This window comes from Halonotius terrestris, from assembly GCF_006861665.1.
GTDB classification, from domain to species: domain Archaea; phylum Halobacteriota; class Halobacteria; order Halobacteriales; family Haloferacaceae; genus Halonotius; species Halonotius terrestris.
Window position 1 is genome coordinate 20,177 of sequence record NZ_RKLU01000004.1, and the last position, 24,822, is coordinate 44,998.

The 24,822-nt window shown below is 64.3% G+C and carries 24 protein-coding genes and 1 tRNA gene; 14 read left to right on the forward strand and 11 right to left on the reverse strand.

Going from position 1 to position 24,822, the window contains the following annotated elements; all coding sequences use genetic code 11:
• The first annotated feature begins 131 nt into the window (after positions 1-131).
• The 4 genes from EGH24_RS09635 to EGH24_RS09650 all read left to right on the forward strand — a co-directional run bounded on the left by EGH24_RS09635 (position 132) and on the right by EGH24_RS09650 (position 3,706).
• Positions 132-1,133 carry a DHH family phosphoesterase gene (locus tag EGH24_RS09635; RefSeq protein ID WP_246057956.1) on the forward strand — a complete coding sequence of 334 codons (1,002 nt, stop codon included), beginning with the start codon at positions 132-134 and terminating at the stop codon, positions 1,131-1,133.
• Between the two features lie 119 nt (positions 1,134-1,252).
• A complete protein-coding gene (locus tag EGH24_RS09640) occupies positions 1,253-1,762 on the forward strand; it encodes an HPP family protein (protein WP_142979946.1) in 510 nt (169 codons plus the stop codon).
• Positions 1,763-1,806: 44 nt separating this feature from the next.
• Entirely contained in the window at positions 1,807-2,580 is a 774-nt protein-coding gene (locus EGH24_RS09645) for a hypothetical protein (RefSeq protein ID WP_142979947.1), read from the forward strand.
• A 61-nt stretch (positions 2,581-2,641) separates the two neighbouring features.
• Positions 2,642-3,706, forward strand: coding sequence for a pyridoxal-phosphate-dependent aminotransferase family protein (locus EGH24_RS09650; RefSeq protein WP_142979948.1), 1,065 nt, complete (start codon positions 2,642-2,644; stop codon positions 3,704-3,706).
• Here EGH24_RS09650 and EGH24_RS09655 read toward each other — a convergent pair whose 3' ends face one another.
• From EGH24_RS09655 to EGH24_RS09665, 3 genes are all read right to left on the reverse strand, one after another.
• Positions 3,707-5,647 carry a DEAD/DEAH box helicase gene (locus EGH24_RS09655; protein WP_142979949.1) on the reverse strand — a complete coding sequence of 647 codons (1,941 nt, stop codon included), beginning with the start codon at positions 5,645-5,647 and terminating at the stop codon, positions 3,707-3,709.
• 104 nt (positions 5,648-5,751) lie between these two features.
• Positions 5,752-6,390, reverse strand: a complete 639-nt coding sequence (locus EGH24_RS09660; protein WP_246057957.1) for a hypothetical protein — start codon at positions 6,388-6,390, stop codon at positions 5,752-5,754.
• Between the two features lie 75 nt (positions 6,391-6,465).
• Positions 6,466-7,026 (reverse strand): TATA-box-binding protein, encoded by a 561-nt coding sequence (locus EGH24_RS09665; protein WP_142979950.1) that lies wholly within the window; start codon positions 7,024-7,026, stop codon positions 6,466-6,468.
• Positions 7,027-7,240: 214 nt separating this feature from the next.
• Between EGH24_RS09665 and dnaJ the strand changes: the two genes are divergently transcribed.
• Together dnaJ and EGH24_RS09675 are read left to right on the forward strand one after the other, a co-directional pair.
• Positions 7,241-8,407, forward strand: a complete 1,167-nt coding sequence (dnaJ, locus tag EGH24_RS09670) for a molecular chaperone DnaJ (RefSeq protein ID WP_142979951.1) — start codon at positions 7,241-7,243, stop codon at positions 8,405-8,407.
• A gap of 63 nt (positions 8,408-8,470) precedes the next feature.
• Entirely contained in the window at positions 8,471-9,193 is a 723-nt protein-coding gene (locus EGH24_RS09675) for an AMP-binding protein (protein ID WP_142979952.1), read from the forward strand.
• A 59-nt stretch (positions 9,194-9,252) separates the two neighbouring features.
• Here EGH24_RS09675 and EGH24_RS09680 read toward each other — a convergent pair whose 3' ends face one another.
• A complete protein-coding gene (locus EGH24_RS09680) occupies positions 9,253-10,590 on the reverse strand; it encodes a putative ATP-dependent zinc protease (RefSeq protein ID WP_142979953.1) in 1,338 nt (445 codons plus the stop codon).
• A 99-nt stretch (positions 10,591-10,689) separates the two neighbouring features.
• Between EGH24_RS09680 and EGH24_RS09685 the strand changes: the two genes are divergently transcribed.
• From EGH24_RS09685 to EGH24_RS09695, 3 genes are all read left to right on the forward strand, one after another.
• Positions 10,690-11,694, forward strand: coding sequence for a succinylglutamate desuccinylase/aspartoacylase family protein (locus tag EGH24_RS09685; RefSeq protein WP_142979954.1), 1,005 nt, complete (start codon positions 10,690-10,692; stop codon positions 11,692-11,694).
• A gap of 127 nt (positions 11,695-11,821) precedes the next feature.
• Positions 11,822-11,906 (forward strand) — tRNA-Leu (locus EGH24_RS09690).
• A gap of 230 nt (positions 11,907-12,136) precedes the next feature.
• Entirely contained in the window at positions 12,137-12,625 is a 489-nt protein-coding gene (locus EGH24_RS09695; RefSeq protein WP_142979955.1) for a hypothetical protein, read from the forward strand.
• A 528-nt stretch (positions 12,626-13,153) separates the two neighbouring features.
• On the opposite strand, the gene EGH24_RS09700 is transcribed toward EGH24_RS09695, so the two are convergent.
• The 3 genes from EGH24_RS09700 to EGH24_RS09710 form a co-directional block, all read right to left on the reverse strand.
• On the reverse strand, positions 13,154-13,696 hold the full coding sequence (locus EGH24_RS09700) for a hypothetical protein (protein WP_142979956.1): 543 nt from the start codon (positions 13,694-13,696) through the stop codon (positions 13,154-13,156).
• A 6-nt stretch (positions 13,697-13,702) separates the two neighbouring features.
• Entirely contained in the window at positions 13,703-14,218 is a 516-nt protein-coding gene (locus EGH24_RS09705; RefSeq protein ID WP_142979957.1) for a DUF7437 domain-containing protein, read from the reverse strand.
• 105 nt (positions 14,219-14,323) lie between these two features.
• Entirely contained in the window at positions 14,324-15,190 is an 867-nt protein-coding gene (locus tag EGH24_RS09710; RefSeq protein ID WP_142979958.1) for a DUF502 domain-containing protein, read from the reverse strand.
• A gap of 117 nt (positions 15,191-15,307) precedes the next feature.
• Between EGH24_RS09710 and EGH24_RS09715 the strand changes: the two genes are divergently transcribed.
• Positions 15,308-15,535 carry a hypothetical protein gene (locus tag EGH24_RS09715; RefSeq protein ID WP_142979959.1) on the forward strand — a complete coding sequence of 76 codons (228 nt, stop codon included), beginning with the start codon at positions 15,308-15,310 and terminating at the stop codon, positions 15,533-15,535.
• 30 nt (positions 15,536-15,565) lie between these two features.
• On the opposite strand, the gene EGH24_RS09720 is transcribed toward EGH24_RS09715, so the two are convergent.
• Together EGH24_RS09720 and EGH24_RS09725 are read right to left on the reverse strand one after the other, a co-directional pair.
• The gene (locus EGH24_RS09720) at positions 15,566-16,306 is read right to left on the reverse strand and encodes an NAD(P)/FAD-dependent oxidoreductase (RefSeq protein WP_142979960.1); all 741 of its coding nucleotides are present in this window, start codon (positions 16,304-16,306) and stop codon (positions 15,566-15,568) included.
• 281 nt (positions 16,307-16,587) lie between these two features.
• Complete coding sequence (locus EGH24_RS09725) at positions 16,588-17,838, reverse strand: MFS transporter (protein WP_142979961.1); 1,251 nt, start codon at positions 17,836-17,838, stop codon at positions 16,588-16,590.
• 347 nt (positions 17,839-18,185) lie between these two features.
• Here EGH24_RS09725 and dacZ point away from each other — a divergent pair, with 347 nt between their 5' ends.
• Both dacZ and EGH24_RS09735 read left to right on the forward strand, forming a co-directional pair.
• Positions 18,186-18,992 carry a diadenylate cyclase DacZ gene (gene dacZ, locus EGH24_RS09730; RefSeq protein ID WP_142979962.1) on the forward strand — a complete coding sequence of 269 codons (807 nt, stop codon included), beginning with the start codon at positions 18,186-18,188 and terminating at the stop codon, positions 18,990-18,992.
• A 4-nt stretch (positions 18,993-18,996) separates the two neighbouring features.
• Positions 18,997-19,782, forward strand: a complete 786-nt coding sequence (locus EGH24_RS09735; protein WP_142979963.1) for a mechanosensitive ion channel domain-containing protein — start codon at positions 18,997-18,999, stop codon at positions 19,780-19,782.
• Positions 19,783-19,810: 28 nt separating this feature from the next.
• Here EGH24_RS09735 and EGH24_RS09740 read toward each other — a convergent pair whose 3' ends face one another.
• Together EGH24_RS09740 and EGH24_RS09745 are read right to left on the reverse strand one after the other, a co-directional pair.
• Positions 19,811-21,058: a magnesium transporter gene (locus EGH24_RS09740; protein ID WP_142979964.1), complete on the reverse strand. Its 1,248-nt coding sequence runs from the start codon at positions 21,056-21,058 to the stop codon at positions 19,811-19,813.
• Between the two features lie 52 nt (positions 21,059-21,110).
• A complete protein-coding gene (locus tag EGH24_RS09745; RefSeq protein ID WP_142979965.1) occupies positions 21,111-22,262 on the reverse strand; it encodes an NAD-binding protein in 1,152 nt (383 codons plus the stop codon).
• 96 nt (positions 22,263-22,358) lie between these two features.
• On the opposite strand from EGH24_RS09745, the gene EGH24_RS09750 reads away from it, so the two are divergent.
• Both EGH24_RS09750 and EGH24_RS09755 read left to right on the forward strand, forming a co-directional pair.
• Positions 22,359-23,594, forward strand: a complete 1,236-nt coding sequence (locus tag EGH24_RS09750) for a potassium channel family protein (RefSeq protein ID WP_142979966.1) — start codon at positions 22,359-22,361, stop codon at positions 23,592-23,594.
• Positions 23,591-24,817 (forward strand): cation:proton antiporter regulatory subunit, encoded by a 1,227-nt coding sequence (locus EGH24_RS09755; protein WP_142979967.1) that lies wholly within the window; start codon positions 23,591-23,593, stop codon positions 24,815-24,817. The genes EGH24_RS09750 and EGH24_RS09755 overlap by 4 nt, the downstream gene beginning before the upstream one ends.
• Positions 24,818-24,822 lie beyond the last annotated feature (5 nt).

Consider the following 24,822-nt stretch of genomic DNA (forward strand, 5'->3'; position numbering starts at 1 on the left):
AATCCGGTATCGAAATCGGTTGCTTCGACCCAGAGAGGCCGTCATTAGCTCCCCGCCAAGGATAGCAGTTCAGGCATCGAATCGGTAGAACGCTACGTATTCCTAAGTGTGTGGCACCGGAAGACGAACCAATGAGTTCCGTGCACGACCTCCACCAGATGCTCTCCGAGGGCAGCGAACTCAACATCGTTTGCCACAACAATCCCGATCCGGACTGCCTCGCCAGCGCGCTCGCGTTGGGCCGGATCGCCGCCGACGCCGGCATCGACGAGCGGCACATCCTCTACAGCGGCGATATCTCCCACCAAGAGAACCGGGCGTTCGTCAATCTTCTCGAAATCGATCTCAAACCGTTCGACGCCAGCGCGCTTCTGAATCGCTCCGAGGACTCCCTCGTCGCGTTCGTCGATCACTCGACGCCAGGCGCGAACAACAACGTCCCGCCGGAGACGGCCATCGATATTGTGATCGACCACCACCCCGCAGAATCCATCGATGCCAGGTTCGTCGATCACCGCGAGGAGCTGGGCGCGGCGGCGACGATCCTCGCCGAGTACGTCGAAGCTCTCGACATGGAAGTCGATGCCATGCTGGCGACCGCGCTGCTGTTCGCCATCCGGCGGGAGACGCTGAACTTCCTGCGCGGGGCGACCGCCGCCGAGTACGACGCCGCCGGCTTCCTTCACGACCGCGCGGATCTCGATCTGTTGCAGACGCTGTCGACCCCGTCGGTCTCGGGGGCGACGCTGGATGCGATTGCGACGGCGATCACCAACCGGACGACGACCTCGGCGGTGCTCATCTCCCACGTCGGCCGGACGAGCGAACGCGACGCCGTCCCGCAGGCCGCCGACTACCTCGCCACCCTAGAGGGCGTCGAGACGGTGATCGTCTTCGGCGTCGTCGGCGAGTCGATCCATCTCTCGGCGCGCTCGCCGGACCCGCGGGTCCACGTCGGCGACCTGCTGCGGGAGACATTCGCCGATGTCGGCAGCGCGGGCGGTCACCACGACGTTGCCGGTGGCGAGATCCCGCTGGGGCTGTTCGCGGATTTCACGACCAGCGACGACAGCCTCTTGGAGATCATCGAACAGGTGATTACGGCGCGGCTGCTGGCCGAGTTGGATCTGTAGGCGAATACAGCAACGAGTTCCCCTCCCGTCAAACGAGAGAGATACCTGATTCTACACTTTTTCGGATCTGAGAATGACAAAACAAGAGTTGTTTATATACCGAAATTCAAAGACAGGATATGCGTCGTCGCGTCGGGACGAGCCTGTATGCCGGGCTGCTGTTCACCGTGCTGGGGGTGATCGCGTGGGCCAGCGGCCAACCGTTCGTCTTTCCGAGCCTCGGCCCCACTGCGTTCGTCCTCGCCTTCGAGGGCCACAGCGACCGCACCGGTCCTATTCGCATCGTCGGCAGTCACCTCATCGGCGGGGTTGCCGGCTTGCTCGCGTGGTCGCTGCTCGGCGGGCAGGTAGCGATCACCGCGACGCCACCGCCGCTATCGACTGCCGGCCTCGGGCTGGCGGCGAGTGCGACGGTGTCGATCATGCTGACCAGCTGGGCGATGATCGCCACCGACGCCGTTCACCCGCCGGCGTGTGCGACGACACTGATCGTCTCGCTGGGGCTGTTGTCGACGCCGCGGCAGGTCACCATCATCGTCGTCGCGGTAGCACTGCTCGTCGGCGTCAACGCGGCCGGCGAGCGCGTCGTCGAGCGTGTCGATCCCGGTGACACGCTGACACCCACGTAGCCAGCAGCCGCCGCGTTTTAGCCGCCGCCACTCCCACAGCCGATATGGCCGACGACGAGCCCCGGCAAGCGACGTTCGGCAGCGACGGCGACCTCGACACCGAGCGCGACCCCGACGCTGCCACGGAAAACGACTTCGGCGAGCCAAAGCAGGCCGACGAAACCGACGGCGGCTACAGCCGCTATACCGTCTCCAGCCTGCTACAAAAGGCGGTGCGTCGCTCCGACGAGGAAGTCGCCGCCTGGGCCGCGTGGGAACTCCAACGGTCGGGCTATGGCTGGAACCTCTGGGACCGCCTGAATCTCTACGTTGTCGAAGACCTCCGAGCCGGCGAGTCGATCGCGCTGACGATCCAGCGATACGAGGAGCTGGCGACCGACCGCTGGGAGAACGACGCCTGGCAGCAACGCCTCTGTGCGATCCACGCCGCACTCGCGGCCGCGCGAGCGACCTCGACGCGAGAGGCCGCGAATGCAGACGAGTACTTCGACAAAGTCGCCGACGAACGCGCCGCAGCCCGCGAGGCGGGCGAGGAGCCGAATGTTGACTTCCCGGCCGGCGACCTCAAACCAGAGGGAAAATTCGACGCGATCTTCGACGGTCACACTGGCGAGGGAGCCAAACGCGACCGGGGGACGCGCTTTTTCAAGACTCGCGGCGCGAGAGTCGGCCCCGAGGGCGAGGACGAGCAGAGCACGCGCTGGCAACGCCTGAGTATGGTGCTGGACGAAATCGACTACTCTGAAGCCGAGATCAACCACGCGACCGAGCCTGTCGACAGCGAGGCGAAATGGGACGAACCCGACGAGATCGAGTGACGAAATCGAGCATAACAGCGAAACCACAACCCACTACTGGATTGACCGACGACGGACAGCTATGTTGTTCACGCCGGGACCGACCGCCGTCCCGCCCGAAGTCAGGGAAGCGATGGCCCAACCGCAACCGAACTCGGCCGTCCAGCAGGAATTCGCCGACCGCTACCACCGGCTCTGTGAGGACCTCGCAGCCGTCTACGACACCGATCACGACGTGATCGTCCCCGGCGGCGAGGGTATCCTCGGACTGGAGGCCGCTATCGCCTCGCTGGTCGCGCCGGGCGACCGCGTGCTCTGTATCTCAAACGGGATCTACGGCGACGGCTTCGCCGATTTCGTCACCGACTACGACGGCGAGGCGGAACTCGTCTCGGCGGTCTACAACGCGGGCTACGATCTCGATGCGATCGAGGACGCACTCGCGGCTGCCGAGGAAGCCGATGAGCCGTTCAAACTGGCGACGCTGGTTCACTGCGAGACGCCGACCGGGACGCTCAACGACCTCTCACCCGTGCTCGACCTGCTCGACGAATACGACGTTCTGAGCGTCGTCGACGCCGTCTCCTCGCTTGGCGGAACGCCGGTCCCAACTGACCGGATCGATGTCTGTCTCGGTGCCTCCCAGAAGTGTTTCAGCGCGCCACCCGGCCTCACGACGGCGGCCGTCAGCGACCACGCGTGGGAGGTAATGGAAGACCGCGCGCCGACCTCGCTGTACACGAATCTCCTGCCGTGGCGCGACGTGTCCGATGGCTTCCCGTACACGCATCTCGATGCTAACATCGCCGCACTCGCGGAGGCCGTCTCCCGGGTGCGCGGAGAGGGAATCGAGAATGTCTACGACCGCCACGAACGCGCCGCCGAGCGATGTCGCCAGCGCGGTCGAGAGCTCGGGCTGTCGCTGTACCCCGACGAGGAGCGGGCGTCGCCGACGGTGACGGCGTTCCACGTGCCCGGCGAGGCGAAACGAATCCAGCAGCGCGTCGAGGCCGACCACGATATCGTGTTGGCGACGAGCCTTGGAGACCTCGCTGACGATATCATCCGGGTCGGTCACATGGGATACAACGCCGATGTCGAGAAAGTCGACCGCGTGATGGACGCGATCGCGGTTGCGGTCGAGTAGTTACTCGCTGATCGTCGTTTCGCTGATCCGGACACCTTTGCCGGCTAGGTGTCGCATCTGTCGCTGGGCGAAATCCTCCTCGCGGCTGCCGCGGGTCGCCAGCACGTACAGCACCGCGTTGCCGACGGGTCGCATCGTCCGACCGGCCCGTTGGGTGCCCTGCCGACGCGAGCCGCCAAGCCCGGAGGCGACGACCGCCAGTTCGGCGTTCGGCAGGTCGATCCCTTCGTCGGCGATCCGCGAGACGACGAGCGTTCGCTGCTCGCCGTCGCGGAACGCGGCGAACTGGCGTTGGCGTTCGTGGTGGGCCGTTTCGCCGCTGATGAACGGCACGTCGAGCGCGTCGGCGATCTCTTCGCCCTGGTCGAGATAGTCGACGAAGATCAGCGTCTTGGCGTCGGGATGCCGCCCGCGAAGGGTGCGGATCTCATCGATCTTCGCGGGGTTTTGGGCCGCGATGCGGTGGCGATCCTGTGAGTCGGCACTCGAATAGGCGTTTTTCGCGTCGTCGTCGCGCCAGGGGACGTACCGAATCTGCACTTCTGGTTCGGCGACGAAACCGGCCTCGAAGAGCGCGGCCCAGTCGGTGCCGATTGACGGGCCGATGAGGGTGAAAATCTCTTTCTCCTTGTCGTCTTCGCGGACTGGCGTCGCGGACAGGCCCAAGCGATGCGCGGCCTGCAGTTGCGTGCTCCGACGGAAGATCGGACTCGGGATGTGCTGGACCTCGTCGTAGATGATGAGTCCCCAACCCCGAGAATCGAACAGCTGGCGATGGCGGTCCATGCCAGCGGTCTGGTAAGTGGCGATAGTTACCGGACGAATCTCCTTCGTCCCACCGTGGTACTCGCCGACATCGGCGTCAGTCAGCGTCGAGTGGGTCGTCAGCTCCTCGCGCCACTGGGCGGCGAGTTCGCGGCTCGGCACGAGAATCAGCGTCTCGCCGCCGACCGCGACCAGGGCGGCGATGGCGGCGATGGTCTTCCCGCTGCCTGGCGGGCCGACGAAGACGCCGGCCTGCTGGTCGAGGAAGGTGTCAACCCACGCCTGCTGGTAGTCCCGCAGCGTCGCCGTCAACTCCGCATCCAGCGCGTCGCCGGTGTCGAGATCGCGGTCGTCGGCGACCGGGTAGCCCGCCTCATAGAGCGTCCGCTTGACCGCAGCGATCTCATCGCTGTTGACCCACGCCTCGGTCTCGGAAATCGGCCCGCGCAGGGCATCCTCGGGGATTTTCTGCTGGGCGACGTTCCCCATCAGGTTCTCGTTGGCAGCCTCAAGGACGGTGTAGCCGTCATCGTGCGTTCGGAGGATGAACTGGCTGGCGCGTTCCCACTGCGCAGTCACCCACTCTTCGAGATGCGGCGACTCACGCGGCAGCACGGAGCGCATCGCCGCTAACAGGTCGTCAAGGTCGTCGAACGGCGCGGCCCAGATGTCCTCCTGGCGGATACGGTAAAGATAGCCGCGTGTACCCGGTTCGGTCCCGGTCGAATCGACCAGATGCGCGAACTGCGCGAGTTGGGCGCGGGTGTACTGCGTCGGCTCGTCGACAACGATCTCCCGCCGCGTCGGAAACAGGACGACGCGCTCGCGGCCTGCGAGATCACCGACGGTTGACGGATACCAGACGACTGGGTCGTGTTCGACATCTGCGCTGTCGAGTTTACCGGCGGTTTCGAGCGCGTCGAGGCCCTGTTTCGCCTCCTCGCGGCTACAGTCGAACCGGCGGGCGACTTGGCTCGCCGTGAGGACGGGTCGTTCCTCGGCGTCAACAACCTCGTAGAAGTCATCTAGTGAGAGCGACGACGCCGGGAGGTCGGTTGTGTCGGTGTCGGCTGGGACTGTGTCGCCATCGATAACATCGGAGTCAGTATCGGCACCGTCGGAATCAGCGTCGGTAGAATCGGCAGGAGGGTCGAAATCGCGGTCGGAATCAGTCATTAGAGATACAAGGCTGCCGAGCCACAAACCCGTTGTGACCGACGGCGGACGGTCGCTGGCGTCGACGGTGACGGGCGACGGCGTAACGGGGGCGACGACGAGACCTACCGCCGACAGTGCCGCCGATTGAGTTCGTCTTTCGAGCGGAACCGCCCATCACACTCGATACATTCGACCGAGCCCGCACCGACTTCGGTGACGACGCGGTGGCCACCGATCTCGAAGGCGCGGTCGACTGCGCGGGGACGGATGCGATCGGGGATCTGCTCGTCGCGGTGAGCACTGAGATCCGCCCGCAGCCGGATCGTGTGGATATCGGTGTCGTCCCAGCGATCGGAGTCGCTGGCGGCCGCCCAGTCGGCGACCTCCGTCCAGCCGGTGACGACGACCGGCGAGCGGGTTTCGGTATCGCTGACGACGACAACGTACCGGATTCCGTCTTTCACAAGCGCGAACCGCCAGCCATCGGTCGTGTTCCAGCGGAGTTGCCCCGCCTTGATCGCCTCGGTGACGATCGGCACTGAGACGTACCGGCCCTGCTGGTGCAGTCGCTGCCGGAAGTGGTCAGTTTGTGCATACAACGAGGGCGTTCGGGGTGGGGGGTCCTCGGGTGACCGATGCCGACTGGGCGATTCGGCACTCGGTTGGGCGCCGCCGACCGCGTCGGCGTACGCCGTCGGTTCGGGGAGCGACCTGAATCCGGGCGTCTCTTCGACACCCGGACCGGGCTGTCTGGATGCCACTACCAGCGGATACGGACAGGAAGCCTATAAACTTTCAGTCGATTTCGGCCCCGCGCCGGCGACTCAGCCGGCGGGTCAGCCGAGCAAGCCGAGGTCGTCGATCCGCTCGACGATCCGCTCGACGGCCGCCGCCGCGTCGTCGGGCTGCTTGCCACCTGTGATGACGATCTTGCCGCTGCCGAACAGCAGAATCACGACTTCGGGTTCGTCCATGCGGTAGACGAGGCCGGGGAACTGCTCGGGCTCGTACTCAACGTCTTCGAGGCCGAGGCCGATAGCAAGGGCGTTGAGGTTGAGGCTGTGGCCCAAATCCGCACTGGAGACGATGTTTTGGACCGTGATGTCGGGGGCCTCTTCGACCGGGATGCTGAGATCCCGGAGTTTGCCGAAGATGATCCCGAGGGCCTCGTGCACGTCGTCGATGCTTTTCGCGCCGGTGCAGACGATCTTCCCGGAGCGGAAGATCAACGCGGCGGCCTTCGGTTCTTGGGTCCGGTAGACGAGGCCGGGGAAGTTGTCGGGGTTGAAATCCGCGCCCGGGAGGTCCTCCGCGAGGGCTTCGAGATCGAGTTCCTGCCCGATCCCTGTCGATGCAACGACGTTCTGAATCTCGATGGAGTCTGCCGGCGCGGTCATCTCTACCACCATCTGCGGGGGCTGGACGGATAAAAGGCCACCTTATAAACGCTTGGTCCGATGTTATTGTTCGGTAACTGGTCGGTGATGCTTCGATCGCTGAGATCGCCGGATTCGGGCTCAAATGGGCGGTTCGGGTCGCTCCGGGCGTCGCTGGGTCGGGGCCGGAAGCCGCGTTTTTCAAGTACTCGCGCTAACTAACTGCCAATAACTGATGAGCGAGGATTTCTACGAGGCACTCGGCGTCTCCCGTGACGCCTCCGAAGACGAGATCAAGCAGGCCTATCGGGAGAAAGCGTCGAAATACCACCCCGACGTAAGCGATGAGCCCGACGCCGAGGAGAAGTTCAAGAAGATCAAAACGGCCAAAGAGGTCCTGACCGACGAGGAAAAACGGCAGGCCTACGACCAGATGGGCCACGAACGGTTCGAAGAGGCCGAAAAGCGCGGCGGCTTCGACGGCGGCGGCCCCGGCGGAGCCGGCGGCATGGGCGGAATGGGCGGGTTCGGCGGCAACGGCGGTGCCGGCGGCTTCGAGGACATCTTCGAGCAGTTCTTCGGCGGCGGTGGCGGCCGCGGCGGCGGTGGCAGCAACCGACCGCGACAGGGCCGTAACCTCCGTACGTCGATGGCAATCGATCTCGAAGAGGCCTATGAGGGCGTCGACAAGGAGTTCACCATCACCCGCCCGCAGGAGTGTGACACCTGTGACGGCGAGGGTCACCCTCCGGAAGCAGAGGTAAGCACGTGTCCGGAGTGTAACGGCTCCGGTGAGGTTCGGCAGGTCCAACAGACGCCGTTCGGCCGCGTCCAGCAGCGGTCGACCTGTCGACGCTGCGGCGGCGAGGGCGAAGTCGCCGACCAGACCTGCGGCACCTGCGGCGGCGACGGCATCACGCAAAACGAGGTGACGCTGACCGTCGAAGTGCCGGAAGGGATCAAAAGCGGCCAGACGCTCCGCATGGACGGCGAGGGCGCGCCCGGCGAGAACGGCGGCCCGCCCGGCGACCTTCTGATCGATATCGAGGTCCGCGAGCACGAGGACTTCGAACGCGACGGCGACGACCTCCACTACAATCAGCCGATCTCGTTCCCGCAGGCGGTCTTCGGCGACAAGATCAAGGTGCCGACACTCGACGGCAAGAAGAAACTCGAAATCCCGAAAGGAACCCAAAGCGGCGAGCGGTTCCGCCTGAAGGGCCAGGGGATGCCGAAACTTCGCAGCCGGCGAAACGGCCATCTCTACGTGACAGTGCAGGTCGTCACGCCCGAATCACTCAACGACGAGCAGAAGGAAGCCCTCGAAGCCTTCGCCGAGGCCGGCGGCGAGGAAGTCGACGTTTCGGAAGGCTTCTTCGAGAAGATCAAGAACAGTTTCTAAGCCGCCATCGGCACCCCTGCCGTGGAACAACGAGGCTTTCCACGGTGCACCCCTATCACAGCTATGGAGGCTTCGGTACTCGGCGATCTGTTGCCGCGTGACCGCCGCCGGGAGCAGCCCGCGTTGATAGTCCCCGATGGCGACCGCGAAATGAGCTACCGGGATTTCCTGACGACAGCCTACAAAGCCGGCAACGTCCTGCGGTTTCTCGGCGTCCGCGAGGGGCGCGTCGTCGCTATCGATCCGACGCCGGCCCCCGAGCCGATACTGGCGTTTCTGGGGGCTGTGCAACTCGGCGCGCAGGCGACGTTCGATCCGACGGCTGACGCGCGGGTCCGGCTGGTGCCCGCCGCCGATGAGGCCGAGTACGCTGCCGACGACGCGACGAAACTGTCCGTCTACGGCGGTCCGCCGTCGGCGTCGACAACGGTGCACTGGGAACAACAGGTCTGGAGTGAGAACCCCGGCTTTCCGGCAACCGAAGTCGACCCCGATTCGACGGTGCTGTGCGCCGACGGCGCGGCCTATAGCCACCGCGATCTGCTGGCTGCGGCCGACGACCTCGTCGACGCACTCGCGCTTGAGAGCGATGACCGGTTGGCGATTCGGACGCCGCTATCGACGCCGGCTGCTATTGTGGGCCTCGTCGCCGCGCTGGCCGCCGAGGCGACAGCGGTGCTCGTCGGCGACTCGGAGCAAGAAGTCGATGCCGACGCCGCGCTCGTCGCCGCGGGCGTGACCGCGCCCGAATCCGTGTCGGTTTCGGTCGAATCAGTCTCGTTGTGATCGTCGGGTACAGTACTACTGGATGCCTCGACACCGCGGGGACCACTGCGGCGGTCTCGTCACTCCTCAAGCCGGTCTTCGGGCGAATCAGCGCGGCGTGTCACGTCAACATGATAGTGTTCGAGGATGTCCCGCCCGAGCAAGAGTGGGAAATCCATGTGACTCCGGTCTTCGACGCTGGCGGTGACGGTGTGTTGGGTGCCACCGACGCCGACGACGATGTCGACGACGGGGCGGGATCTACCCTGTTTGAGGCTGCCTGACCGAACAGTGATGATGTCCTTGATCGGGCCGGAGCCGATGTCGGTTGCGAGGTGGGAGTCGATGCTGGTCCGCGTCGCGCCCGTGTCGGATTTCGCCATGACCATCCGCGAGCCGCGCGTCCCGCTGACGACGACCTCCTCGATGTAGCCGATGACGCCGGGCTCGTTCGGTTCCAGCGAGGGCTGTCGCGGCATGCAGGCCGGTTTCGAGTCGTCAAGCGTTTCAGCGAGTTCCGCAACCTGGTCCTGATCGACGCTGCCGCCACCGCGTTCGATAGCGAGCGCGGCGATGTAGGGCGCGGGGCTCCGCCCGGTCGCTTTGAACAGGCCGCGGAAGCCAGCGGTCGGATTGATTTCGAGGATCTGCCACTCACCGTCGGTTTCGATGAGGTCGACGCCGGCGTAGTCGAGGCCGATCACCTCCGCCGCGCGGCGGGCGGTCTCGATGGCCTCCGTCGGGAGATCGTCGGTTGCGTCCTCGACATCGCCGCCGAAGGAGACGTTCGTTCGCCACTCGCCCTCTGGCGCATAGCGGTACATCGAACCGACATGCTCGTCGCCGACGATGTAGACGCGGGTGTCGCGGGTTCGGCCCTCCCGTTCGACGAACCGCTGGAGGAACGCCTGCCGGTCGCCCACGCGGGGATTGACCGGCTCGGCGAGATCGACGACCCACGCGCCGCCGCCGTGGGTGCCGATCGCGGTTTTGTAGACCGCCTGCTCGCCGAACCGCTCGCGGTCGCTGTTGAGGCGGTCGCTCGACAGCGCGAGGAGGGCATCCGGCACCGGCAGGTCCGCATCGGCGAGTGCCGTCGCGGTTGCGAACTTGTGCATCGCCGTCGTCACCGGGGCCGGGCGGTTCAACATCGGATACAGATTGTCGAAGAGGCGGGCGAGGCCGATATCGTCGGCCGGGTGCGTGCTCGTCGACAACAGGAGTCGGTTGGCGACGACATCAATATCGGGGTCGACGGTAACGTCACCATCCTCGATCGACACCGAGATGTTCTCACGGCGGAGCCACTCGGTGTCGTAGCCGAGCGCCTCGACTGCGTTCAGGATCGCCTTGGTTTCCTTGCTGCTGTGGAGGCCCAGTACCCCGACAGTGAGATCATCAGCGGAGTCGGCTGTCATGCAATGAGGGTCGCGGGCCCGACCAATAGGCCCTCCGGTCAGGCCAGCCCAGCGTCGGCCGGCGGTAGATGTATATCCGCCCGTCGTCCATGCCGTACAATGGCAACGCCCGAACCGTTCACCTTTCAGGGCGGACGGGTCGACCCCGGAGAGACCCAGAACCTCCGGTATACGATCACCGAAACCTATCTCGGCGATCCGGTCCGGATGCCGGTCACGATCATCAACGGGGCCGAAGCGGGGCCGACGGTGTTTCTCTCGGCGGCCGGCCACGGCGACGAACTCAACGGCGTCGAGGTGGTTCGGGAGGTCGCCCACGAGTGGGATCACGACGACCTGCAGGGCACGCTCGTCTGTCTGCCGGTGTTGAACGTCCCCGGCTTCATCGCCCAACAGCGGTATCTCCCGATCTACGACCGGGATCTCAACCGCTCGTTTCCCGGCGATCCCGAGTCGACGAGTTCGAAACGGATGGCCGACAGCATCTTCCGGAACTTCATCGAACCCTGCAATCTCGGGATCGACTTTCACACCTCAACGCGGGGCCGGACGAACATGCTCCACGTGCGGGCGGAGCTGGACGACGAGGCTGTCGAGCGCGTCGCCAACGCCTTCGCGTCGAACGTAATCATCGCTACCGAGGGGCCCTCGGGGACGCTGCGACGGGAGGCGACCGATGCGGGCGTGCCGACCGTGACCGTCGAGATGGGCGAGGCCCACCGGTTTCAACGCGAGTTCATCGACCGCGCGCTGGCGGGGACGAAAAGCGTGCTCGCGGAGTTCGGCGTGAAACCGGCCGCGACGGTGGACTGGCCCGGCTGGCGAACCGTCGTCGAGGGATCGGACGACAAGACGTGGATTCGGGCCGACGCGGGCGGCATCGTCGAGATGCACGCCAACCGCGGCGACGTGGTCCAGGAGGGCGAGCGGATCGCCACGATTGCCAGCCCGTTTAAGACCGACGCGACCTCGGTCACCGCGCCGTTTACCGGGCTGCTGGTCGGGCTACTGGAGAATCCAGTCGTCTATCCCGGCAATCCGCTGTGTCACCTCGTGCAGTTGAGCGAGCAGACGCGCCGCGTGATCGAACAGCACCGCGAGTGAGGCGGCCGCGCGGTCGGCCCAACGGGTGGAACCGCTGGCGGGCGTCGCCGCAGTCGGTGGGATAGGAGCGTTTTTATTGTTCGGCCGGGTTAGTGCCGCTGTCGGACGGCACGGGCCGCCTGACAGCGCGCGGGTTGCCGAGCTAGGCCAAAGGCGCAGCGCTTAGGACGCTGTCCCGTAGGGGTCCGCCGGTTCGAATCCGGTCCCGCGCATACTGCCTCGAACGAACGTGAGAGGCATGTATGCGCGACGAGGATTCGAAGCAGGGAACGGAGCGAAGCGGAGTGACCGTGGTTCGAATCCGGTCCCCCATCCTTCCACCTGTATTTTGTTTCATCGTTATGGCCCTACAACTAACTTCTGCCGAGAATCCCGTTTCGATGCGAAGGGCAACAAGTAGGACATGCTATCGTTTAAATCCGGAAAGTCACAAGTGGGTAATATGGCTGACGGGAGTGTGAACCGTCGTGACGTACTGACCGCTTCAGGGTCCGTTGCGATCATTGGACTTGCGGGGTGTACTAGCGGCGACAGCAGCAACGACGAGAATGGAAATTCAAACGAAGACAGTGATGACTCGAACGAGAACAGTGGTACGGACTTAACCGATATCCTCACTATTGAGGATCACGAATGGCGCGGCACATCACTCCTTGAAGTCAAAGTTCGGAACCAGACGAGCGATACGCTCGATTTAGTCCAAGTAGAAGCGGACGTATATGTCGGAGATGAACGGATTAATCACTCGTACACCAACATATCAAGTCTTCCCGGTGAGACCGTTGAGACGAGTGAAATTCGGTTCACTGAGTCGTACGACCGAAACCCATGCGAAGCAGACAGATACGAACTCGTTCCGAACTTCTACTATGAGAACGAGGATTATGAGAAACGAATGGAATACGAGTTCAATCAGGATTTCTGCGAATAAAACCGGTCATGCCAGTACCTGAAATCGTCTCGTCCAATTGGGACGTTGTCGTCGCGCTATTCACATCCGGACTAACATTATCGCTTTTGTACTACCGACTCCAGTATTACCGTAAACAACCTGCATCGTTCGATATTGACGGCGTGACTGACGCAGAATACCATGATTTCGACAGGCACACACGATACGATTTCACTGTGAAACTCAAAAACGACGGTCGAGATCCGGTGTCAATCACAGATGCTGGAGTAGAAATCAATAGCGAATCGCTCGACGGGAACACGCACGAGGTGGATGGACCGGCGAATCTCCCGGCGCATGAATTCCGACATCTACGACTCGATTCGAATGAGTACAACACGGTTGAGTTACACGCAATCGGCAATCCGATAGACACGACCGATCCTATGAAAGGTACGTTCTGGATGGACTCATCTGACGGACGCGTCGAGAGGGACATCACGTTCGAACGAGCACCGTAATAGCCGGTAAAATCCGAGCATCGTTTCACCAGCAACGGCACCCACGTCACTCGAATTCGGAGACGAAATCCGCAGCGAGTTCTGCAGCGAACTCGCCGCCAGTACACCACGTCACTTGCTGCGTGTCGAACCCGTACTGTGGAATGAGCGAGGCTGCTGCATCACCCAGCGGAATATCGTTCGTTACAACCGTCACACTATCAGCGGTATCAGCAAGCAGACATTCGAGTGCCAGCCCGACGATTTGTGTATCAGCCTTCTCGACGAGATCCTCTGAGCGGTTGCTGGCATTCGCAATGAAGCTCCGCGTCTGATCCATCACAGCCGAGACATTCGAGTTGGCATACGACGGGCTGTCCGTGACCGTCATCCAGCCTTCCTGTACCGCCGCATCGACAGGCGATCCGGTCGCCATGTATGCCTCAACTGCTGGATCGTCAGTCACCTCAGCATACACGGCTGGCGGGATTCGAAAGACAGTGTCGCGCTGTTTGGCTTCACGGGCGAGTGCTCGAAATCGCGTGCTTTCGCGCCGACCACAACTGATGAGTACGGACGAATCGATGAATACGACCTCGTCGCCGTCCATAGCAGCTTACCCGTCAACCACGGGCCGGAGTGCATCCAGAATAACGCCCGCTTCCATGGGCGTGATGTCCTGTTCACGAGCCATGATCTGATGCGTGACGGCTCCATCAACGTACTCACGAGTGTATTCGAGTGCGACAGCAAGGCCATCCAGCCCGTGGCGGTCGATGTAGACATCGATGTCGTCGTCTCGCAGTCGGCGGGCAATCGCCTCGATCAGTGCCGGCGTAATGTGTCGTTTCGCATCGCCGTCGACCACCTCCAGATGGAGATCGTGTGCCTCGTATTGTGCCGGCCGCCCCTCGTTCGATTGGTCGAGAAAGCCAGCGGCTTCGAGGTCGTCGACGTAGTCGTAGACCGTTCGCTCGGGAAGCTCAAGTGCCGAAACCACCTCCTGAATCGTCGTTGCCGGGTGGTGGCGAAGATAGGTGTAGATCCATGCTTTGCGGGCGTTCCCGAGGATATCGAACGCCTCGCCACCAGTGTCAAGCGTGGGTTCCGAATTCTGTTCTCTCGTTGCCATCGATAATAGCGAATTGCATGCAAATTGCAATAAGGCTTTCTGCGACCAACCCGTCCCGATCTTCGTACTGTGTAAAACCCACGCACACAGTCCTACCGTAGCCGCCTATGATTTCCCTGAATCCTCTCCCTCTCGACTCACATCCCCGTCGCTCCGCGCTTTCGCCCGCGCCGCCTGCACCCGATCTTCGAGTTCGTCGGAGGCGTCGGCGGCGTAGTCTTCCAGCTCGTCGAGGCCGACGATCACGTCGCTGCGGTCGAAGCGGCGGTTGACCCGCTCCAACATCCCCTCGGTGAGTTCCTCCTCGCGCTGGCCGGTGGCGACGCCGCTGGTCACTATCGATTGAATCCCCTCCTCGACAGTCATCTCCACATCGTAGACGCGGTCAGCGGCGACATGGAGAACGTAGCCGCCCATCACCGGGTTCGGCGCCAGCGGGACGAACACCGTCTGCATACCCTCGTCGTGGCCGGTCGCCTCGCCGATCACCTCGGGCGTTTCGCTCGTCAGAAACGCGACGGAGTACGAGCCCTCGGTCGGAAACTCGACCAGCTTCACCTCCTGAAAACTGTCGGTGTCGCTGTCGAGCAGTAGCCCGCTCATCTCGTCGATACTCCGGTACAGCGATCCAATGCCCGGAATCCGCGAGACGAGCGTGTCGACGAAGACGCCGACACCCGAGCGGCCGGGGCGACGCTCGGCCCAGACGCCGATCCCGAAGATCGCCACGAGAATCAACACGACGCTAAACAGCTTGAGCCCGACTTCGGAGGTCGGCTGCGTGCCGAACAGCGTTCCCAGCACCGCGACGACGGGATTGAGTTGCTTCGAGACGAACTCAACGACGACACTCAAAACGAAGAGGGTGACGACCGCCGGCAGCGTCACCGCCGCGCCGGTGAGGAACGCCTGGCGGGCGAACTCCCGCGGTCCGTCGTGGTCGCCGAACAGCCGCCCCTCGGATTCGCTCATGACGTTGTATCACGTGCCCGCTCCGAAAGCGTTCCGGAGCCGAAACCGCCGCTCGAAGTGACTCATGGAGCGGCCCAAGCCACGCTGCTGAAGTGGCCCAAGCGATTGCCCGCGGATATGGACGAAGTACTCGAAGTCGTCGATCTTGTCGCCGACTTCGGCTTCGGTGGCGTGGTCGTCGCGCTGTTGACCCTCCTCGGAATCGTCGCCGTAATCGCCGGCCTCGGCCTCTGGCTGCTGACCGATGCGGGCCTGTTGGTGCTGCCGGCCTTGCTGATCGTCAGCGGTGGCGTGCTCACCGTCGCGCCGGGGGTCGTCCTCGTCGCCGCCGAACTGGTCGGCTGATGCGTTCACTGGCAACGGTATATACCTGCGTTACTCGTCGTCGCGCACACTCGGATGCTGCTGCGGCCCCTCGGGATGCGGCTCGGCGAACCACGCCTGCATCGCCGCCACCGACTCGGCTTCGCGCCGCTCGCGTTCGGCGGCGTCGATTTCCTCACAGCCCGGCGGGAGTTCCCGCTCGCGGCCGGTGAAGTACCCCTCCGGCGTCACCCAGTCGTGGTAGAAATCGACATCCGAATCCTCGATCAGCGTCACGCCGATGGTCGCGCCGTGGCCGGCGACGATGATCGCCTGGTGCGGCTGGGCGGCCAGCCGGCCCGCCGCGTAGAGGCCCGCCACGCCCGTCCGGCCGCGGTCGTCGGTGTCGACGAACGCCTTCCCTCGGTCGAGGATTTCGACGCCGTCGATGCCGGCGAGGAAGTCGACTGTGTTCTTCGTCGCCGCGACGACCTTGCTCGCGGCGAGCGTGCGACCGACCTCGGTCTCGGCGACGAAGCCGTCGTCGGACGCCCGCAGGTCGACAACGCGGCCCTCCCGTCGGTCGCAACCGGCGCGATCGGCCTGCTCGCCCATCAGTTCCAGCAGGCGGTGGCTGTTGACGCCGGCCGGAAAGCCGGGGTAGTTCTCAAGGTGGGCGTTCCGCCGGAGGATCGGGTCGCCGTCGTTGACAAGGGTGGTGTCCAGTCCGGCGCGAGCGGTGAAAATCCCGGCCGACAGGCCCGCGGGGCCACCGCCGACGATCAACACGTCGCAGTCGAAGTCGGTTGACATATTAACCGAACGTTGCGCGAGGGCCGTGTTATACTCCCCGCTCCGTCGTCCCCATAGTGTTCAGATACGCAGTTGCCTGCAAGATGTAGGTTGTAGAAAGCCCTCGGCTCTCTCGGCTCCCAGGCCTCGCTGCGCTCCTCGCTCACTGCGTTCGCTGTGGTGCTTGCGTCGTCCGGGTTCGCCGGGAGAGCCTCGCCCTTTCAGTCCGCCAGGAATTCAGTTGATCAGCCAGCCGACCCATCTGCTTGACAGCCGTTCTCTGAACAGCACCCCCCGGTGCCCTACTCCCGGACGAGCAGCCACACCGCCAGCGTCAGCGCGGTCGCCTCGAAGGCCGCCAGCATGACGAACAGCGTCGTCTGCGAGCCGTAGGTCAGCGCGGCCCCCGCCAGCGACGCCCCGAGCGCGCCGATCCCGAAGATAGCGAGATAGGTGTAGCCAAACGAAAGCCCCCGCGAGCCTGGCGGCGAATACTTCGCAATCGTCGCCTGACTCAGCGGCTGGAGGCCGAACAGCGCGAAGCCCAGCGCGGCACTCACCGCCAGCAGCGTCGGCAGCGACCCCGAGGCAGGGACGAACAGCAGCGCGATCACGACGAGCAGCGTCAGCATCCCCGCCAGCCCGCGCTCCGGTTCGATAGCGTCGGTCAGTTTCCCGCCGACGTACTGGCCGGCGACGCCGACCGCCAGCAGCCCCGCAAAGAGGTACCGCGAGAGGTCGAACTCCTTCGCTGCCGGGGTGTCGGCAATTGGGTCGATAACCGCTGCGGGATCGACCGCCAGCAGTGGATCGAGGAAGTCGCTCAGCAGGCCGGGCAGGAACGTCAGCATCCCCCGGTAGTACAGCCCGTTGAACAGCACGAGCACGAACACGGTGAGAAAGCCCGCGGTGAACAGGCCGCGGGAGGCGGTGATGAACTCCGCCAGCGAGTCGACATCCGGCGCGGTGGCATCACTATCGCTGTCGCCATCGACCGCCGCGGTTTCGTCGAACTCAACGCTCAGCCCGATGACGCCAGCGACGAACGCTGGGATGGCGAGTAGAACCACCGCGAGCTGCCACTCGACGACGACCAACAACAGCGCGGTGAGGAACGGCCCGCCGGCGATGCCGACGTTGGCAGCCATCCCGTGGTAGGCGAAGGCCGCGCCGCGCTGTTCGGCTCCCTTGCTGATCAGCGTCAGTCCAGCGGGATGATAGACGCTCGCAGCCAGTCCCCAAACGGCGAGGGCGACGGCAATGCCGGCGACCCCGGGCAGCAGGCCCAGCAGGACGAACGCCAACCCCATGCCGAACAGACAGCCGACGATCAGCCGGCGGGAGCCGAAGCGGTCGACCAACACGCCGCCGGGGAGCGCGCCGACGCCGAACAGTCCGTAGCCGACGGCGACGACCGTGCCCAGCGTCGCCGACGTGACCGAGTATTCGACCAGCCAGACGGTCAGCAGGATCGGGACGGCCAACTCGTAGGTGTGGACCATCGCGTGACCGGCCATCGTGAACCCAGTGATCGCCCGGTCGTTGCGGTTCATCGGTCACCTCCGGCAGCGGGATTTCGAGGAGCCACGGTATACGCATACTTGGAGGGTAACCGTTCAATGGGTTTTTCATTCATATCCCGTGGCTGGGAGTCGACGGTAGTTCGGAGCCGAAAGCACTCGGCCTGCGGGATTCATGATTCGAATGGTGCGACAGCGATGCCGACATCCAACGGAGCGAGGGCGTCCCACAACGTTGTCGTTGCTGGCTATGCGGGGTGTTTTGGTCCGGAAACACGGGCTGTAGCCTTGGATCACGCGGCGTCGAAGACGGCTGTCGTATGCCGTGCGTCTGACATCTCCAGTACAGCTTTAAGAATCCAGACAACATACATTTGCTAATGGTCTCCCTCGATGACGTTCTTGCGGACATCATGGCAGATATCGACAGCGTGTTCCTCTTTTCGCCCAACGGGGCGTTCTACGAGCGGTTCGAAGACGCCGAAAACGTTGTCGTGGTCGCCGGGGAGAACACGGTCGACGCCGACACCTTCGTCGAACTCCCCATCGAGTTCACCGATATCCAGGACCGCATCCGGTTCGGGATCGAGGGTGCAATGGACAAGGATCTCGTCGAAGAGGGCAACACAGTCGCCTGCTTCGGCTCGATCTTCAACGGCGAAGTCGATTCGGCTGTCAGAGTGCGGGTCAGCGAGGACCTCCGCTCGGGGCTCTACGATCTCTTTACCAACTCCCGCGCCGATCCCAACGTCATCCGTGACGTCTTCGATGTCGCCCTCGAACTCGGCCGCAAAGGACAGAAGGGCAGCCCAGTCGGCGCGCTGTTCGTTGTCGGCGACGCNGGNAANGTNATGAACAANTCNCGNCCGCTNTCGTACAACCCGTTCGAGAAGAGNCACGTCCACGTCGGCGACCCGATCGTGAACGTNATGCTGAAGGANTTNTCNCGNNTNGANGGNGCNTTCGTCNTCTCNGATTCGGGCAAGATCGTCTCGGCGTACCGCTATCTCGAACCGAGTGCGGAGGGCATCGACATCCCGAAAGGCCTCGGCGCCCGCCACATGGCCGGCGGCGCGATCACCCGCGACACCAACGCGACGGCGATCGTCCTCTCGGAATCCGACGGGCTTGTCAGAGCGTTCAAGGGTGGCGAGCTAATACTCGAACTCGACCCAGAGGAGCACTGAACAGATGTCGGTTCTGCAATTCGCGCTGCCGGAGTGGGTGGCGTTCGTCTCCGTCCGCGTGTGGATCGCCGTCGCCATCGTTATCGCGGGGATCGGACTGGGCTATCTGACGATGCTCATGGGCCGGCGGCTCCTCCACCGACTCGGCATCGACGAGGCCGTCGAGGGGACAGCCGTCGAGCGAGCGGCCGGCGAGTACGGCACCTCGACGGTCGGCCTGATCACCAAGCTGGCGGGCTACTTCGTCATCGTCATCTCGGTCTTTATCGCGGGGACGTTCACCAACATCCAGTTCGCCGACCTCTTCCTGCGGGCGGCGGCGGTCTTCCTTCCGCAGCTCGCCATCGCGTTGCTCATCCTCGTCGTCGGCATCATCATTGGCGACAAGGTCGAAGTGCTGGTTTCCGAACGCCTTCGCGGGATCAAGCTCCCCGAAATCGGCGTCATCCCGGCGACAGCGCGGTACAGCGTGCTATTCGTCGCCACGCTAATCGCCCTCGGCCAGATCGGCGTCGCCACCAACGCCCTGATCGTCCTGCTCGGTGCCTACGCCATCGCACTGATCGTCTTCACTGCGATTGCGACACAGGAGCTACTGGCGTCGGGCGCGGTCGGCGTCTACCTCCTGCTCACCGAACCCTACAGCATCGGTGACGAGGTCGCCGTCGCCGGACAACGCGGAATCGTCCAGGAAATCGACCTCTTCGTGACGCGAATCGACACCGACGACGAAGAACACATCATTCCGAATCGCACGGTCCTCCGGGACGGCATTGTTCGGATACAGTAATCGATTTTTCCGCCGCTGATGCGGGTCCTCAGAGTACGGACTGGGCCAACCCAAGGAAAATGAAGAAGCCGAGCACGTCGGTCGCCGTCGTAATGAAGATCGTCGCCGACGTGGCGGGATCCTTGCCCACGCGCTCCAACACGAGCGGGATGAGCGTCCCGAAGAAGCCGGCGATGACGAGATTCAACACCATCGAGACGCCGAGGACGAGCCCCAACAGCGGGCTCTTGTTGAACACCGACGCGATGACGGCGACGAGTACACCCGTAATGAAGCCGTTTGCCGCGCCCGCGATGATCTCGTTGCGGATCGCCCGACTCCCGGTGGAAAGCGAGATCTGTTCGAGGGCGAGCCCGCGAACGGTCACCGCCATCGACTGCGTCCCGGCGTTGCCACCCATTCCGGCGACAACGGGCATGTAGACCGCCAGCAGCGTGAACGCCGCGATCGTATCCTCGAAGAAGCCGACCATCCCGGCGGCCAGAAACGCGGTCCCGAGGTTAATGATCAGCCACTTGTAGCGGTACCGAACCTTCGAGAACGGCCCGTCGAGAATGCTTTCCTCTTCGCGGACGCCGGTGAACTCGTACAACGTCTCGCCGGCCTGCTCGTTGATCACCCGAAGCAGGTCTTCGGCATAGATAATCCCCATAATGGATTTGTCGTCGTCGAGAACGGCGATCGAGCTTTCGGGGTTTTCGCGGAACACGGTGGCGACTTCGGCGTCGTCGGTATCGTAGGCGACCGTCGGAATCGACGTGACGTGGTCCCGCAGATCGACGGCGTCGCCGTCGCTCATTCCCAACACCTGTCCGGGCAGTTGGCCGAGCAGTTCGTCGCCCTCGGTGACGAGGATCGTCGGCACCTCCCCCGTTTTGGCTTCGTATTTCTGGACTCGATCAGCAACCGTCGCCAGATCGCGGTCGACACCGACGGTGACGTAGTTGAGCCGCATCAGTCCCGCCGCACTCTCGGGGCCGAAATCCAACAGGAACTCGGCTTTTTCCCGGCGGTTCGCATCGAGCCGTTCGAGGGCGGTCGCCCGTCGCTCGTCGGCAACGAGGCCGAGCACGTCGGCGACTTCGTCGGGATCAAGCCGACGGACGAACCGCTGGAGTTGCTCATCGTCCATATCCGCCAACAGCGACTCGCGCAGCGACTCCGGCAACAGGAAGAACACCTGTCGTCGCTGGCCGGGCGACAGCGCGTCGAACTCCGCGGCCGGCGTCGGCGACGACGCGATCGTCTGTTGGGCGGTTTCGAGTGCCGCGTCCATACCCGGCCGACACCGGGCGCCGTCAAAATAGTTCGGTCGATCCGGCCGACGGCTACTCGAATTCCTCGCCGAGTAACTGCGAGGCGGCTGTTTCGGCGTTGCCGGTGCCGATAGCCGAGTTCACCAGCAGTCGCCCGCCGATCTCGCTGGGGCTGATCACCCGATCCGCGCCCGCATGCCGGAGTTTGGCCACGTTCTCCCGCTGCATGGCGGCAGCAACGATCCGGAGGTCATCGTTGAGCTGTCTGGCAGTGAGGATCGCCAGCGCGTCCTGGGCGTCGTTTTCGGTCGCAACGATAGCGGCCCGGGCGTCGGCGATCCCGACCTGCTGGAGCGGGGCCTCGTCGCTCGGTTCGGCCGTGAGGACGGCGATATCGCGGTCGGCCAGCCGCCGGGCCGCGGTTTCGTTCGTCGTGACGATTGCGAACTGCGTGTCGGTGAGGTTTTCGATGATCGGTTCGGTCAGATCCCCGTACCCGAGGAGGATCACGTGGTCGTCGAGGAGGTTGAACTGGCTGTCTGTCATGCGTCCGAGTGCTTTCGAGAGTTGGGCTTCGATCGCGGGCGTCAACAGGACACCGAGGGCGACCGCGAAGGCGGCGACGTTGAGCAGCAGTACCGAGATCGAAAACAGCTTGCCGAGCTCGGAGGCGGCGGTCACGTCGCCGTAGCCGACGGTGCTGGCAGTCACGATCGTATAGTAGAACGCGTCGGTCAGCGTCGCAATCCCGTTGAACTCCTCGCGGAGCGCGAAGGAGCCGAGCGTGCCGTAAGCGATAGCCGTGATGAGGGCGATGCCGGCGGCCAGCTGTGTCGGCGACGGTGAAAACGATCGGTCGAACCGCCCGCGGTTGTAGAGCAGTGCCGGCACCGAGATGAGCGAGATGGCGACCAGCGGTACGGAAAACGGCGACACCTGCAACAGGCCCTGAATGGCGGTCACTGGGAGCAACACCGCGGTGGCGTACCAGCCGATCCGAAACCGCTGTTTCAGGGCGTAGGCACTCCCGAGCATCGTGAACCCGGTCAACGTGCCGGTGAAGCCGACCGTCCGCCGGATCGTCGGCGGCACGAACGCCGCGAGCTGGCCCTCGACCCCGCCGGTCGAGATGTGGATCAGGCCGACGATGATCGAGAGGATGGCGACGGCGAAGGTCAGGAGGATTGACGCCCTGACCGTCACCCAGTCCCGGCTGCTATCCATCGCCCTCACCTCAGTGAGCGGGCTACTAATACACCGGGGATCGGGCGTGGGAAGGTAGACGAACGATTTAACCGAACACGCTGGCATACGTCGGCAATGACCGCGCTTCCGTTCGATATCCTTCTCGGCATCTATCTCGGCGTGCTGACGGGGATCATCCCCGCCTTGGTCTCCGGCGTGCTCGGCTTCCTGTTCAAATACGTCACCGACGTGTCGATCCCCGGCCTCGGTGTCGTCGTTCTCGCCTTAGCAATCGCCGGCATCAACGGCGGCCTGCTCGCGCTCAACGATCCGACGATCCGCTCCTCGGAGAACGCCGTGCCGATCCTCACCGCCATCATCGTCGTGTTGATGCTCGCGCTGTACGCCCACGCACAGGGCGACAAACTCGGCGCGGCGGCCCCAAAGCGATTGAGTATCAAATCCATCCGCGACCGAACGCTGAACACCGACGTGATCGAACTCGTCGGCGGCCGGAATCAGGTGCGGCTCACCGTCTTAGGCGACGTGAGCGACATCGAGGGCTACCCGCCGCTGCCCGCCGACCTCCGCCGGGAGATCGGCGACGGCGAGTGGACGTTTCCGGCTGACCTCCCCATCGCGGAGTTGGAAACTCGGTTCGCCGACCGCCTGCAGTCGGAGTTCGATCTCGCTGACGTGACCGTCGATCTCGACGAAGCCGCCCGTGCTCGCGTCGCGGCCGCGCCGCCGATGGGCAGCACCTCCCGACGCGTCCCCGAGGGCAAGCGGGCCGTCTCGCTGGCGGCGTTGGTGCCGAGCGGGATCGCCCGCGGCGAGTCGGTGCGGATCGTCACGCCCGAGACGACCGTGACCGGGACGGTAATCGCCGCTCGGTCGGGACCGACGACAACTTCGACGGCCGGTGGGACGCCGACCACAGACGACGACACGCTGGCGGCTGATGGCGGCGAGGAGCCGGTGCCACTGCCCGCAGCCGCGACGACGACCGGCGGCGCGGGCCGGATCACGGTCGCGGTCAACCGTTCGGAGGCGACGACGCTGTTGTCAGCGACCGATCCGCAGATCGTCGTCCGCTCGCGGGGGACGCGGCGTGAGTTCGAGTTGGTGTCGCTGCTGCGTCGCTCCGGCGTCCGGTTCAAAAAGGTAACCGTCGCTTCCGGCGGCCCGCTCGATGGCCACACGATCGGTGAGGTGGGCGTCCGAGACAGCTACAACATCCTCATTCTCGCAGCGAAACACGAGAAGTGGCAGGTCGCTCCCCGTGGCGACCAGCCGCTGTCGGCGGGCGATCAGCTGTACGTCATCGGGACCAACGAGTCGCTGTCGCGGTTTGCGGAGGCCGCAACATGACTGCCAACGGCGACACGCTCCGCGAGGCGTTCACGGCCGGCCCACCGTCGCCGGTCACCTTCGAGGAGCCAACAGCGGCCCTCATCAACCTCGTCGTCTACGCGGTGCTGTCGGTGGTTGCCACCGGCGGGCTCGCGGTCGCTTACCGCTGGTATTTCAAACAGACTGTTCCGGAAGGTGTCTCGGGTTTCATTGGCGTTTCGGTCGTCGCGCTGTACATCAACACGACCTCCCTCGGTGTCGCCGTCAGCAACGTCTCCGTCGACCTCTTCGAGCCGGGCGTCGTCTTCTTCAACGTTGTCGCGCTCAGCGTCGCGGCGGTCGCCGCGCCGGTCGGCCGCCGGCTCGGCGATGCGGTGAGCAGTAATCTGTTCTCGCTGGCCGGCCTCCGGGAGTTCGAAGGTGAGGTCGGCACCGTCGTCCGGTCGGCCGGCCGCGTGACCACGATCACCCTGCCCGACGAGATCGCCGACATGGAGAGCTACGACCCCGTCACCGACGAGACCAAAGCCGAACTCGCCGGCAAGACGCTGCTGTTCCCGCGGCGGCTCACCGTCGACGAACTCCGCAGCCGGCTCATCGAGCGACTCAAAGAAGACCACGCGGTCGGCTACGTCGATGTCGATGTCACGGCCAACGGAACCGTCGAGTTCCTCGCCGTCGGCTCGCGGGCCGCGGGCATCGGCGCGACGATCGCCCCCGGCAGCGTCGCTGTGGCGATCCGCGCCGACCCGCCGAACAACGCCTCGCCAGGCGATACCGTGCAGGTGTGGACGACCGAGGAGACGCCGGAGCGACTGACGACCGGCGAACTTCGCGGCGTCGCCGGCGATACGGTGACTCTCGCCATCGATGACGACGATGCGAAACTGCTGTCGCCGACCGAGGAGTATCGACTGCTGACGATGCCCGCCGAGCCGCAGGCCGACCGCGAGTTCGCCACCCTACTGCGGAGTGTCGATGAGACGATGGGGACCGTCACCATCGACGCCGGCAGCGAACTCGTCGGGTTGACGCCGCGCGCGCTCAACGCGACGGTCGTCGCAATCCGGCCCGACGGCGAGAAGCTAATGGCACTCCCGGATCGTGACCGCGGCTTCGAGGCCGGCGAGACGATCTACGGCCTCGGCCGGCCGGACGTGCTTCGGGGGCTGGAAGAGCGAGCGAAAGCGGGCGGAGCCGAGGACGCAGAATCCGAAACGGACGAGCCAGCGGCATCGTAGCACTC